This window comes from Rhizobium sp. LjRoot30 (assembly GCF_964253915.1).
Classification (GTDB): domain Bacteria; phylum Pseudomonadota; class Alphaproteobacteria; order Rhizobiales; family Rhizobiaceae; genus Metarhizobium.
In genome coordinates this window covers 141,788-154,365 of the sequence record NZ_CAXUSG020000009.1, presented here as the reverse complement: position 1 = coordinate 154,365, position 12,578 = coordinate 141,788, and the positions used below count along the sequence as shown (strand labels likewise).

The 12,578-nt window shown below is 60.9% G+C and carries 14 protein-coding genes; 6 read left to right on the top strand and 8 right to left on the bottom strand.

What is annotated here, in order from left to right:
* The first annotated feature begins 43 nt into the window (after positions 1-43).
* The 3 genes from ACSQ3I_RS18770 to prmB all read left to right on the top strand — a co-directional run bounded on the left by ACSQ3I_RS18770 (position 44) and on the right by prmB (position 2,561).
* Entirely contained in the window at positions 44-760 is a 717-nt protein-coding gene (locus ACSQ3I_RS18770; protein ID WP_436001495.1) for a substrate-binding periplasmic protein, read from the top strand.
* Positions 761-845: 85 nt separating this feature from the next.
* A complete protein-coding gene (gene pth, locus ACSQ3I_RS18765) occupies positions 846-1,574 on the top strand; it encodes an aminoacyl-tRNA hydrolase (protein ID WP_436001493.1) in 729 nt (242 codons plus the stop codon).
* 42 nt (positions 1,575-1,616) lie between these two features.
* Positions 1,617-2,561 carry a 50S ribosomal protein L3 N(5)-glutamine methyltransferase gene (gene prmB / locus ACSQ3I_RS18760; protein ID WP_436001491.1) on the top strand — a complete coding sequence of 315 codons (945 nt, stop codon included), beginning with the start codon at positions 1,617-1,619 and terminating at the stop codon, positions 2,559-2,561.
* A 104-nt stretch (positions 2,562-2,665) separates the two neighbouring features.
* On the opposite strand, the gene clpS is transcribed toward prmB, so the two are convergent.
* Positions 2,666-2,977 carry an ATP-dependent Clp protease adapter ClpS gene (gene clpS, locus ACSQ3I_RS18755; protein WP_436001489.1) on the bottom strand — a complete coding sequence of 104 codons (312 nt, stop codon included), beginning with the start codon at positions 2,975-2,977 and terminating at the stop codon, positions 2,666-2,668.
* 65 nt (positions 2,978-3,042) lie between these two features.
* The gene (locus tag ACSQ3I_RS18750) at positions 3,043-3,219 is read right to left on the bottom strand and encodes an AbrB/MazE/SpoVT family DNA-binding domain-containing protein (RefSeq protein ID WP_436001487.1); all 177 of its coding nucleotides are present in this window, start codon (positions 3,217-3,219) and stop codon (positions 3,043-3,045) included.
* A gap of 155 nt (positions 3,220-3,374) precedes the next feature.
* On the opposite strand from ACSQ3I_RS18750, the gene ychF reads away from it, so the two are divergent.
* Positions 3,375-4,478: a redox-regulated ATPase YchF gene (gene ychF, locus ACSQ3I_RS18745; RefSeq protein WP_436001485.1), complete on the top strand. Its 1,104-nt coding sequence runs from the start codon at positions 3,375-3,377 to the stop codon at positions 4,476-4,478.
* 36 nt (positions 4,479-4,514) lie between these two features.
* On the opposite strand, the gene ACSQ3I_RS18740 is transcribed toward ychF, so the two are convergent.
* Positions 4,515-5,630 carry a hypothetical protein gene (locus ACSQ3I_RS18740; RefSeq protein WP_436001483.1) on the bottom strand — a complete coding sequence of 372 codons (1,116 nt, stop codon included), beginning with the start codon at positions 5,628-5,630 and terminating at the stop codon, positions 4,515-4,517.
* 184 nt (positions 5,631-5,814) lie between these two features.
* Between ACSQ3I_RS18740 and ACSQ3I_RS18735 the strand changes: the two genes are divergently transcribed.
* Together ACSQ3I_RS18735 and ACSQ3I_RS18730 are read left to right on the top strand one after the other, a co-directional pair.
* A complete protein-coding gene (locus ACSQ3I_RS18735; protein ID WP_436001481.1) occupies positions 5,815-6,279 on the top strand; it encodes a MaoC family dehydratase in 465 nt (154 codons plus the stop codon).
* The gene (locus ACSQ3I_RS18730; protein WP_436001479.1) at positions 6,276-6,740 is read left to right on the top strand and encodes a MaoC family dehydratase; all 465 of its coding nucleotides are present in this window, start codon (positions 6,276-6,278) and stop codon (positions 6,738-6,740) included. Before ACSQ3I_RS18735 ends, ACSQ3I_RS18730 begins: the two co-directional genes overlap by 4 nt.
* Positions 6,741-6,926: 186 nt before the next feature.
* Here ACSQ3I_RS18730 and ACSQ3I_RS18725 read toward each other — a convergent pair whose 3' ends face one another.
* From ACSQ3I_RS18725 to ACSQ3I_RS18705, 5 genes are all read right to left on the bottom strand, one after another.
* A complete protein-coding gene (locus tag ACSQ3I_RS18725; RefSeq protein WP_109461931.1) occupies positions 6,927-7,469 on the bottom strand; it encodes an adenine phosphoribosyltransferase in 543 nt (180 codons plus the stop codon).
* A 111-nt stretch (positions 7,470-7,580) separates the two neighbouring features.
* On the bottom strand, positions 7,581-8,465 hold the full coding sequence (locus ACSQ3I_RS18720; RefSeq protein ID WP_436001476.1) for a cytochrome c1: 885 nt from the start codon (positions 8,463-8,465) through the stop codon (positions 7,581-7,583).
* Positions 8,466-8,489: 24 nt separating this feature from the next.
* Complete coding sequence (locus tag ACSQ3I_RS18715; RefSeq protein WP_436001474.1) at positions 8,490-9,755, bottom strand: cytochrome b; 1,266 nt, start codon at positions 9,753-9,755, stop codon at positions 8,490-8,492.
* A gap of 13 nt (positions 9,756-9,768) precedes the next feature.
* Entirely contained in the window at positions 9,769-10,347 is a 579-nt protein-coding gene (petA, locus tag ACSQ3I_RS18710; protein WP_436001472.1) for a ubiquinol-cytochrome c reductase iron-sulfur subunit, read from the bottom strand.
* A 336-nt stretch (positions 10,348-10,683) separates the two neighbouring features.
* Positions 10,684-12,552 (bottom strand): ABC transporter ATP-binding protein, encoded by a 1,869-nt coding sequence (locus tag ACSQ3I_RS18705; RefSeq protein ID WP_436001470.1) that lies wholly within the window; start codon positions 12,550-12,552, stop codon positions 10,684-10,686.
* Between the last annotated feature and the right edge of the window lie 26 nt (positions 12,553-12,578).

Genomic DNA, 12,578 nt, shown 5'->3' with positions numbered 1-12,578 from the left:
AACTCTTTCAGGCATCGAAATGAGCTGATGAAAGGAGGCGACGATGAGACATCTGATCTTTGCGGCATTGCTTTGCCTTGCGTCCGGCGCGCAGGCGACAGACATTTCATTCACGACGGAAGAATACCCGCCCTACAGCTACAGGCAGGGCGATCAGTATTTCGGCATCGGCGTCGAGCAGATCCAGGAACTGATGAAGGACGCCAGCCTGCCATACAGCATGGAAATGATGCCCTGGGCCCGAGCCTACGCCACGGCCCAGACGCAATCCTGGCACTGCGTTTTCGCCACGGCCCATATTGCCGAGCGTGACGGCCTGTTCAAATGGGTCGAGCCGCTTCTGGTCGACCGCAACATCCTCGTCTCGCGGCGGGGAGCGGGCATCAAGGTTGCCAACCTGGAAGAGGCCAAACGCTACACGATCGGCACGCAGCGGGGCGATTACACCGCCGGTCTCCTGAAGGAGAAGGGTTTTCCGAAGGTCGATCTTGCTGCCGACTTCAACATCACCCTGAAGAAGCTGCTCAGCGAGCGGATCGAACTGATGCCGATGTCGCAGAACGTCTACACCGACCTGCGCAAGCAGGGCACGCCGATCGATGAGGTCGTCCTGTTTTCCGAGCAGAAACTTGGCATTGCCTGCCACAAGGACGTCGATGACGAGACGATCGGCAAGATGCAGAAGGCATTGGACAAACTGATTGCCGATGGGCGGCAGGACAAGATCTTCGTCAAATACGGCATGCCGCCCAATCGATAGCCGCCTGCGCGGTGAGAATCCGGTTGACATCCAGCCCGTTTCGCGGTGGTGGAACGGGCACTGCTTTCGCAAGGATCAACTGGTCATGCTCATCATCGCGGGTCTTGGCAATCCCGGCGCCAAATATGCCGACAACCGCCACAATATCGGCTTCATGGCCGTCGACGCCATCCAGCGGCGCCACTCGTTCTCGCCCTGGTCGAAGAAATTCAAGGGCGAGATTTCCGAAGGCGAGCTGGGTGGCGAAAAGGTGCTGCTGATCAAGCCGCAGACCTTCATGAACGTCTCCGGCGAGTCCGTCGGCGAGGCGATGCGTTTCTACAAGCTGCAGCCGCAGGACATCGTTGCCATCTACGACGAACTCGACCTGGTGGCCGGCAAGGCGCGCATCAAGACCGGCGGCGGCCACGGCGGTCATAACGGCATCAAGTCGCTGGATGCCCATTGCGGCCGGGAGTATCGCCGCCTGCGCCTCGGCATCGGCCATCCCGGCGCCAAGGAAGCGGTCATCGGCCATGTGCTCGGCGATTTCGCCAAGGCCGATGCCGTCTGGCTGGACCCGCTGCTCGACGCCATCGCCGACAATGCCGCCATGCTGGCAAAGGGCGAGGATTCGCAATTCATGAACAAGCTGGCGCTTGCGACCGGCGGCAAGGCCGAGGAGGACAAAGCCTCCGCCAAGCCCGCCAAGGAGAAGAAGCCGGCGGCACAATCGCATGTTCATCAGGCCCGCCAGCATGGCCAGCAAAAGCCGCTGCCGACCACCGGGCCGATGGCTGAAATGCTGAAGAGAATGTTCAACAAGGGCGAATGATCGGCGGCGCCAAGCATCGCAGCAGGGGAAGGATCGGAACCGATGGACAAGACAATCGATATCGACGGTATCGCCGGAGAACTGGTGACGCTACGCGACTACTGGCGTTATGCCATTTCCCGCTTCAACGCCGAAGGCCTGAGCTTCGGCCACGGGACGACCACTGCCGGCGACGATGCCGCCTTCCTCATCCTCGACAGCCTCGACCTGCCGATCGACACGCTGGATCCCTTCCTCGACGCCCGGCTGATGCCCGCGGAACGCTGGCTGCTTGCCGAACGCATCGAGACGCGCGTCGCCACCAGAAAACCCTCCGCCTATCTCACCGGCCGCTCCTACATCCAGGGACTGCGTTTCCATGTCGATGAGCGGGTGATCGTGCCGCGGTCGCATATCGGCGAAATCCTGTTCACCGAATATCTTGGCGAGGACGACTCCGCCTATCTGCCGGATCCGCTCAGTGTCGAAAGCGCCATCGACATCTGCACCGGCTCCGGCTGTCTCGCCATCCTCGCAGCGAAGTTTTTCCCCAATGCCGCCGTCGACGCCGTCGACCTGTCGCCGGACGCGCTCGAGGTCGCCAAGCTGAACGTCGCCGAGCACGATCTGGAAGATCGCGTCAGCCTGCACCAAGGCAACCTGTTTTCGCCGATCCGCAACCGCAAATACGATATCATCATCACCAATCCGCCCTATGTCGACCACGAGTCCATCGCGGCGTTTACCGAGGAATACCGCGCCGAACCGGCGATGGCCTTCGATGGCGGCGAAGACGGACTGGATCTCGTCCGCCGCCTGCTGATCGAGGCGCCGAAACATCTCAACCCCGAAGGCGGCATGCTGTGCGAGATCGGTGCCGGCCGGGAAATCCTCGAAGACGAATTCCCCGATCTCGATTTCCTGTGGCTGGAAACGGCGGAATCACAGGACGCGGTGTTCTGGGTCAGCGCCCGGTCGCTGGGCGTGCAGGCCAAGAAGAAGAAATAAGCATGGAGCATTTCCGCCTTTCTCAGAAACGCGAAAATGCTCTATTTCTTTGTTTCTACGCAATTCCGGACGCAAAACCGCTACGCACTTTTGCTGGAATTGCTCTATTCTTCCGGCTCGGTGGTGAACATCAGCGGAAAGCCGGCTGCCTTGCCGAGATCGGTCGCTTCCTTGGCCCTGGTCTCGGCGATATCGCGCGGACAGACCATCACCACGCTGGAACCAAACCGGTGCGCCGTCATCATCACCCGATGGCCGGCCTCCTCGCTCATGCGGAACACAGCCTTCAGCACCATGGTGACGAATTCACGCGGCGTAAAATCGTCGTTGAGCAGGATGATCTTGTAGAGCCTCGGGCGCTCGACCTTCGGTTTCGTCCGGGTTTTCGGCTTGAGGGTGATGTTATCGTCAGCCATCGCATATCCACCTTCTGATGACCGGAACAGGGCGTGATGCCAACGGCTGTGTTATTGCACGGCGATCACGTCGGCTTCAAGACAATGTCGACGTCTTCCCGCGATGGCACGGCGACCATCTGAATGCGGCCGTTCGGCAACCGCTCCACGTCGATGGTGTCACCGGGCTTGACACCCAGATGCCGCATCACTTCCTTCTTCAGGGTCATCTGTCCCTTGGCCGTGATCTTCAACGTAATCATGGGCGCTCCTTTTGGACCTGAAAGTAGGGCATATTGCCCTACTTTCCATCGCCAGCGCATTTCAAACCTCGTCTTTCGCCCCCAGCCACTTGACCTTCACCAGCCCTTTCCGCAAAAGGCTCAACAACGAAATTTTATCGAACAGGTTTCAGGCCATGGGCTTCAAATGCGGTATCGTCGGCCTGCCGAATGTCGGCAAGTCGACCCTCTTCAACGCTCTCACCAAGACGGCCGCCGCGCAGGCAGCCAACTATCCCTTCTGCACCATCGAGCCGAACACCGGCGAAGTCGCCGTGCCGGATCCGCGCATGCAGAAGCTGGCGGCGATTGCTGGCTCCAAGGAAATCATTCCGACACGGATCTCCTTCGTCGATATTGCCGGTCTGGTGCGCGGCGCGTCGAAGGGTGAAGGTCTCGGCAACAAGTTCCTCGCCAACATCCGCGAAGTCGATGCCGTCGTGCACGTGCTGCGTTGTTTCGAGGACGACGACATCACCCATGTCGAAGGCAAGATCAATCCGGTCGGTGATGCCGATACGATCGAGACCGAGCTGATGCTCGCCGACCTCGAAAGCCTGGAGCGCCGCGTCGAGCAGACCCGCAAGCGGGCCACCGGCAAGGACAAGGAGTCCGTGGCGCAGCTTCCGGTCATGGAAGCGGTGATCAAGCTTCTGAACGAAGGCAAGCCGGCCCGGATCCTGCTGCAGACGCTTGCCTCCGACGAGATCGAAATCCTCAAGGGTCTCAACCTTCTGACGTCGCATCCGGTGCTCTACGTCTGCAACGTAGCTGAAGGCGATGCGGTCGACGGCAATGCCCACACCAAGGCGGTCGCCGAAATGGCTGCAGCCCAAGGCGCCGAATGCGTCATCATCTCGGCCGCCATCGAAGCCGAAGTCGCCCAGTTGCCGGAAGATGAAGCCAAGGAATTTCTGGGCGCGCTCGGCCTGGAAGAGGCCGGCCTCGACCGCCTGATCCGCGCCGGCTACCACCTGCTCGACCTGATCACCTATTTCACCGTCGGCCCGAAGGAAACCCGCGCCTGGACCATCGTCCGCGGCACCAAGGCCCCAGCCGCCGCCGGTGTCATCCACACCGATTTCGAACGCGGCTTCATCCGCGCCTTCACCATCTCCTATGACGACTACATCGCCTTCAAGGGCGAAGTCGGCGCCAAGGAAGCCGGCAAGGGCCGCGACGAAGGCAAGGAATACGTGGTGCATGACGGCGACGTCATCCACTTCCGCTTCAACACCTGATCACGTATCTCCGTTCTGATCTTTTGCTGCCGCCCTTCATCGAAGAGGCGGCAGTTTTTCTTTCAGCGCCGGCGGCAGCGCCGCAAAGATCCAGCGGCGGAAATGCGGCCAGCCGACGCCGATGGTCAGCACGATAAGCCCGACGATCAAAAGCGTGGCAAAGGCATAACTTTCCGGCTGCGCCTGCATCTTCTGCAGGATGCTGGCGGTCGCCAACCCGAGCGACACCAGACCGGAGGTGACAAAGGCGCGTCGGTCGATGATCAGGCCGACGGCCATGAACAGAATGACGATACCGACGACCACAAGCGCCTTGGTGGCGCCGGCATCACCGGAAAAGATGCTGCTGTCGAATTTGCCGAGAAAAACGAAAGCAAGCATCGAATAGAGCAGTGCCGGTGCGGCGACCAGATGCAGCCAGAAGGCAATGTCGGAGCGGCGTGAAATGCGCAAACGGTCCGATAGGTCGTACCACATGGCGACGGCAAACAGCCCCAAAGCCGTGACGAGGAGGATCGTCGAGGAGATTGCCGGTCGGTTGCTGACGAAATCCGGATCGCCCGTTGCGCGCGACAGGCCCATGAAGACCAGAGCAAGGGCAAGGGTGAACACCGACAGGATGAGCAGCCCGAGAGACAGCGGAATGCGATAGCGCCAGTAGAACGGCAGCAGCGCCACCGGAAACGGCACCGCCATCACCAGGAATTGCAGCACCGGATCAACGCTCTCGCCGAATGCCTCGTCGAGGCCGATCAGCGTCACGACGAAGATCCACTGAATATAGGCGATGGTCAGGACCACGGCCGGCAAGGCCAGCCGCTGCCGCCGCACCAGCACTTCCGCCAGAATGATGATGGCGGGCAAGGCTGCGAAAAACGATCCGATGCCCCAGATGCCGGAGAGCACGATGACGATACCGATGGTGATCAGCACATCGTGGAACCCGCGGATGAAGCGCGGTGCCTCGGTATCCTCCACTGGCGCAATCGCGTCCCCGCCCCTCGGCCCGGCAATGTCGGTGGCGCCGGTGTCGGTGCGGGCGGAAAACGTCACGCCGCGCTCCTCCAGATAAGGAACCAGCGTCGAAGCCTGCTCGGTGGAGATGATGCCTTCGCCGGCGGCGGCATCGAGAACCGATTTCAAATTCTGCATGTCATCCCATTCCGATCGCTTCGTTTGCCCGACCCGGCAAGCCGCGTCACCTTAAATGCCCTCGCTGGTTTGACAAGCGTCCGCCCAGACTGCCCCCACTCGAAAACGACAGCTTGCGCCCGCCCCTTGAAAAACACCGCCGCCCTCGCCATTGTGCCCACCGAAAAGAAGACCGGGTGGAAACGTGACGAAATATAGTTTTGAAGATTTTACGCCGGGCCGGGTGTTTCCGCTCGGTCCCAAACATGTAACGGTCGAAGAGATCATAGAATTCGCCAGCGCTTTCGATCCGCAGCCCATGCACCTCGATGAGGCCGCCGGTCGCGAAAGCATCCTGGGTGGGCTGGCGGCATCGGGATGGCACACCAGCTCCATGGTCATGCGCATGATGATCGACAGCTACCTGCTGAACTCGCTCTCCGAGGGTTCTCCGGGCATCGACCTGATGGAATGGAAAAGGCCGGTGCTCGCCGGCGACACGCTGTCCGGCCGTTCGACCGTTCTTGAGGCACGGCTGCTGCGCTCGCGCCCGGGCGTCGGCATCGTCAAGTTGCGCCACGAGGCGGAAAACCAGCGGGGCGAAATCGTCTCCGTCTCGGAAAACTCCATCATGTTCCGCATGGCCAAGGCTCCGGAGACGTCGGCATGAAGATGAGCGAACTCTACCACGAGAAGAAACTGGAGATCGGTACCCATCGGTTCGAGGCGGCGGACATCGTCCATTTTGCCTCGCGTTTCGATCCGCAGCCGTTCCACATGGATGCCGAAGCGGCAAAGGATACGCTGTTCGGCGGCCTCTGCGCTTCCGGCTGGCACACCTGCGCCATGTGGATGCGCAGCTTCGTCGATTACTGGACGGTCGAAACCGAGCGCCTGAAGGCCGAAGGCATCGTGCCGCCGCAACTCGGCCCCTCCCCTGGCTTCCGCGATCTCGCCTGGTTCCGCCCGGTCTTCGCCGGCGACAGCGTCACCTATTTCGTGACGCTGACGGCAAGCCGGGAGCTTGCATCCCGGCCGGGACGCATCCTCAACACCATCGTCTGCGAAGGCGCAAACCAGGACGGTTTGCCGGTGGTGCGGTTCGAAAGCACGGTGCTGGAGTTTGCTTGAGTGGTTGGGGCGTCGAGCGGGAGCTTGCCCCTCACCCTAACCCTCTCCCCGCAGGCGGGGAGAGGGGACTTACCCCACCCGACCTCGAGTTTGGCGGAAACTGCGCGGCATAACCCCTTCTCCCCGCTTGCGGGGAGAAGGTGCCGGCAGGCGGATGAGGGGCTTGTCGCGCCCCCCGAAAAACACTCAGTGCCCGCTGAATTCCACCAGCGTGCGCACTTCGACGCCAAGCGCCTCAAGCTTGGCGCGGCCGCCAAGATCCGGCAGGTCGATGACGAAGCAGCAGGAAATGACGTCGGCGCCGATCTGGCGCAACAGCTGCACCGCTCCGACGGCGGTGCCGCCGGTGGCGATCAGGTCGTCCACCAGGATCACCTTCTCGCCCGGCTGCACGGCATCGCGGTGCATTTCCATCTCGTCGACGCCGTATTCCAGGCTGTAGGCGATGCGCACCGTCTCGTGCGGCAGCTTGCCCTTCTTGCGGATTGGCACGAAGCCGGCCGACAGCTGGTGGGCGACGGCGCCGCCGAGGATGAAGCCGCGGGCTTCCATGCCGGCGATCTTGTCGATCTTCAGTCCGGCATACGGATTGACCAATTCATCGACGGCACGCCGAAAGGCGCGCGGATTGCCTAGAAGTGTGGTGATATCCCGAAAGATGATGCCGGGTTTCGGATAATCCACGATCGAGCGGATCGAGGCGGCAAGGTCCGGGGCGGTGGTCGTCATAAGGTATCCGTGATTTTAAGGTTGAGACCGGACTCTAGCAACCGCTCCGATCCAGGCCAATAAAAAAGGCGGTCCGAAAACCGCCTTTTCGCATTCTATGTCAAGAACAGCTCAGTGTTCCTTGTTGGCGTAGACCGACTTCTTCGTCAGGTAGATCAGGCCGGTGAAGATCACCAGGAAGACCATGACCATGAAGCCGGTGCGCTTGCGCTCTTCGAGGTGTGGCTCGGCGGCCCACATCAGGAATGCCGAAACGTCCTTGGCGTACTGGTCGAGCGTCTGCGGCGCGCCATCGTCATAGGTGACCTGGCCGTCGCTGATCGGCGGCGCCATGGCAAGAGCCGCGGCACTGGCGAAATACGGATTGTAATGCGTGCCGGCAGCGACTTCATGGCCCGCAGGCGCATCCTGGTAACCGGTCAGCAGCGAGTAGATGTAATCCGGACCGCCTTCCTGGTACTGGGTGAAGATGTCGAAGACGAACTGCGGGAAGCCACGGGTCACGCCGCGTGCCTTGGCCAGCAGCGACATGTCCGGAGGAGCAGCGCCGTTGTTGGCGGCAGCAGCAGCCTCATGGTTGGCGTAGGGCGACGGGAAGTGATCCGAGGCGACAGCCTTGCGGGTGAACATCTCGCCATCGCCGTTCGGGCCGTCCTGAACTTCGTAGTTGGCAGCAAAAGTCTTCACCTGCGCTTCGGAGTAACCCAGGCCTTCCAGCGTGCGGAAGGAAACCAGGCTCATCGAGTGGCAGGCGGAACAGACTTCCGTGTACACCTTCAGGCCGCGCTGCAGCTGACCCTTGTCGTAGTGGCCGAACGGGCCTGCGAAGGACCAGTCGACATTCTTGGGGTGGTGGATCGGATAATGCGGCGTACCGCCTTCCGCATGTTCGCCTTCCGCAGCGGGTGCTGCGGCCTCTTCGGCATAGGCGGCAACGCCCATGCCGAGACCGGCGACCACTGCGAGCGACAGGATGCTTGCAACAAGCTTCTTCATGTTTTTATTCCCTCTCCGCTTGTCTTAAGCCTTGGCCGCCGACTTGCCGCTCTTTTCCAGCACGGCTTCCGTGATGGAGTTCGGCAGGCGACGCGGTGTCTCGAACAAGCCGAGAAGCGGCATGATGACGATGAAGAAACCGAAGTAGTAGAGCGTGCCGAGCTGCGACAGGACGATGTAGATACCTTCTGCAGGCATGGCCCCAAGCCAGCCGAGCATGATGGCATTCGCGACGAAGAGCCAGAAGAACAGCTTGTACCACGGACGGTAGACGGCCGAACGGACCTTCGAGGTATCGAGCCACGGCAGGAAGAACAGGATGATGATCGCACCGAACATCACCAGAACGCCGCCAAGCTTCGAGTCGATCGGGCCGACGTTGAAGGTGATGGCACGCAGCATGGCGTAGAACGGCAGGTAATACCATTCCGGAACGATGTGGGCAGGCGTCTTCAGCGCGTCAGCCGGGATGTAGTTGTCCGGGTGGCCGAGATAGTTCGGCATGTAGAACACGAACCAGGCGTAGACGATCAGGAATACCGATACGCCGAGCGCATCCTTCAGCGTCGCATAGGGCGTGAAGGGAACGGTGTCGGTCTTGGTCTTGACTTCGACGCCGGTCGGGTTGGTCTGGCCGGTCACATGCAGCGCCCAGACGTGCAGGACAACAACGCCGGCGATCATGAAGGGCAGCAGGTAATGCAGCGAGAAGAAGCGGTTCAGCGTCGGCTGGTCGACGGCAAAGCCGCCGAGCAGGAACTGCTGCAGCCATTCGCCGATCAGCGGGAAAGCCGAGAAGAAACCGGTGATGACGGTCGCACCCCAGAAGGACATCTGACCCCAGGGCAGAACGTAGCCCATGAAGCCGGTCGCCATCATCAGCAGATAGATGACCACGCCGAGGATCCAGAGGATTTCGCGCGGCGCCTTGTAGGAGCCGTAATACAGGCCGCGGGCAATGTGCAGGTAGACGGCGATGAAGAAGAACGACGCACCGTTGGCGTGCATGTAGCGCAGCAGCCAACCGTGGTTGACGTCGCGCATGATCTTCTCGACCGAATTGAAGGCAACGGTCGCTTCGGCAGCATAATGCATGGCGAGAACCACGCCGGTCAGGATCTGGACGACCAGCATGACCGAAAGCATGGCACCGAACGTATAGGCATAGTTCAGGTTGCGCGGGACCGGATAGGCGACGAAGCTATCGTAAATCAGACGCGGAAGCGGAAGACGGGAGTCGATCCACTTCTCTAGACCTGTCGCCGGTTGGTAACTTGAATGACCACTCATAATCAGTATCCCCTTAACCGATCTTGATCACTGTATCGGAAACGAAAGAAAAGGTCGGAACCGCCAGGTTCATCGGTGCTGGGCCCTTACGGATACGGCCGGCCGTATCGTAGTGAGACCCGTGGCAGGGACAGAACCATCCGCCGAAATCGCCGGCCTGGCCGAGCGGAACGCAACCCAGATGTGTGCAGGAACCGATCATCACGATCCAGTTTTCCTTGTCCTTGCCGGCGGAGCGATCGACGTCGGTCGCCTGGGCATCGGCCGGAAGGTTGGCGTTGCGGGCGACCGGATCCTTGAGATCGCTGAGCGCTACCGCGTTGGCTTCCTCGATTTCCTTCGGCGTGCGGTTGCGGATGAATACCGGCTTGCCGCGCCACTTCGCCGTCAGCGACATGCCGGGCTCAAGGCTCGACACGTCCACTTCGATCGAAGCAAGCGCCAGCGTCGAAGCATCCGGACGCATCTGATCGATGAAAGGCCAGGCAACGGACACCGCGCCGACAGCACCAGCCATGCCTGTCGTCAAATACAGGAAATCACGGCGAGTAGGCTCGCCAAGGGTTTCGCTTGTCGTTTCGTGTTCGCTCACGGCTAAACCATCCTCTGCGCAAAATTTCGCGATAAACGCACTGCCCCCAAACCGGCGAATCGCATGTGGACATATTTTAGCCACAGATTCCCCGGCAATCCGGCGCGTTCTATGCTTGATCGCAAATTATGTCCAGCCTTGACAAGAGGCGCGGGCACAATGTCGCGGCAAACTGCCACACTTTTTTGATCAAGTGGCAAGCCTGTTTGTTTTTCGCGTGTTATCCCTGTAAAATCATGGAGTCAGGGTGGGTAGGTGCGACCTTTGGCCCCGCATCCGCATGTCCTGTCGCAAGACAACAATGGCACGGGTCACCCTCACGCAGCGGAATGCGGCTCAGTCCGGATAACCATCGTCGGCGATCATGCCGCCCGATTGCCGCGACCAGAGGTCTGCATAAAGGCCGCCCTGAGCGATCAGCTCGGCATGGGTGCCTTCTTCGATGATGCGGCCCCTGTCCATCACCACCAACCGGTCGAGTGCCGCGATGGTGGAGAGCCGATGGGCGATCGCCAGCACCGTCTTTCCCGCCATCAGTTGCTCCAGGTTCGACTGGATCGCCGCCTCCACTTCGGAATCGAGCGCCGACGTCGCCTCGTCGAGCACCAGGATCGGCGCGTCCTTCAGCATGACGCGGGCGATGGCGATGCGCTGCCGCTGCCCACCCGAAAGCTTGACGCCGCGCTCGCCGACATGGGCGTCAAAACCCTTGCGACCGCGCTGGTCCTGCAGATGGGCGATGAACCGGTCGGCTTCGGCCCGCTCCACCGCCTCCAGCACCTGTTTTTCGTCCGCATCCGCCCGGCCGAAGAGAATGTTGTCGCGGATGGAGCGGTTCAAGAGCGCCGTATCCTGCGTCACCATGCCGATATGGCTGCGCAAGGATTCCTGTCGCACTTTTGAAATATCCTGCCCGTCGATGAGAATGCGGCCGGCTTGCAGGTCGTAAAACCGCAAAAGCAGGTTGACGAGCGTCGATTTGCCCGCCCCCGAACGGCCGACAATGCCGACCTTCTCTCCAGGGCGAATGGTGAGGGTCAGGTCATCGATGACACCCTTGCCGCTGCCATAGTGGAAGGAGACGTGCTCGAAGCAGATTTCCGGGTGTTCGACCTTCAGGTTTGCGGCGCCGGGCTGGTCAACGAGACGGATGGGCTGCGAAACCATTTCCGCGGCATTCTGGATCGTGCCGAGATTGCGCATGATGGCATTGAATTGCGTCATGAGCCGCCCGAGCAGCATATTCAGCCGCAACACCAGGCCAAGCGTATAGGCGACGCTGCCGGCGGTCATGACACCCGCGAACCAGAGGTCGACGGAAAGGTAGGCGATGGAGGCGATCATGAAGCCCGACAGCAACGACAGCGATGCACGCACGCCGGTAATATGGCGGGTAAAGGCGATCACTGATGCCTGGAAACGGTCGAAACCTTCCCGGACATAATGATCGTTGGCTTCCTCGCGGCTGAACAGTTTCAGCGTCTGGATATTGGCATAGGCATCGACCATGCGGCCGTTGAGCATCGAGGAGGTCTCGGCGGTGTTGCGCGCCAGCCTTCGGATACGCGGAACGAAGAAGCGTGCCAGCAGCCCGAACCCGACAAGCCAGGCAAGGATGATGGCGGCGAGCCGCCAGTCGAGCGCGGCGACGAGTGCCATGGTCGAGAGCGCATAGATGGCGATGAACCAGACGACCTGCAGCAGCGACACCATCAGGTCGCCGGTCGCCTGGCCGGCGGACCAGACCTTGCTGACGATGCGGCCGGAAAAATCGTTGTGGAAGAAGCTGAGCGATTGCCGGGCGATATGCGCATAGGCCTGCCAGCGCATCATGTTGAAGAAGCCGGGCACGATCGTCTGTTCTTCGAGAAGCGCATTCAAGGAAACGATGATGAAGCGGCCGACGAGCACGAAGACCAGCATGCCGAGAAGCTGCCAGCCATGCGCAGCAATCAGCCCCGACCAGCCCTCGCCCTTCGGCGTCGTGTCGAGCATGTCGACCAGCAGTCCGACCGACCAGAACAACCCCGCCTCGACCACCGCCACCAGTCCGCCGACCGCCAGCATGGCTGCGAACGGTGCTTTGGCCTGCGACACATAGAACCAGATGAACTGATAGGTTCCCTGCGGCGGCCGCAGATCGCCGCGCCGATGATAAGGATTGATCCAGGTTTCAAAGAAGTTGAAGACGGCGCGTATCAGCATGGTGCGGATATAGGAGGATTCTCCGC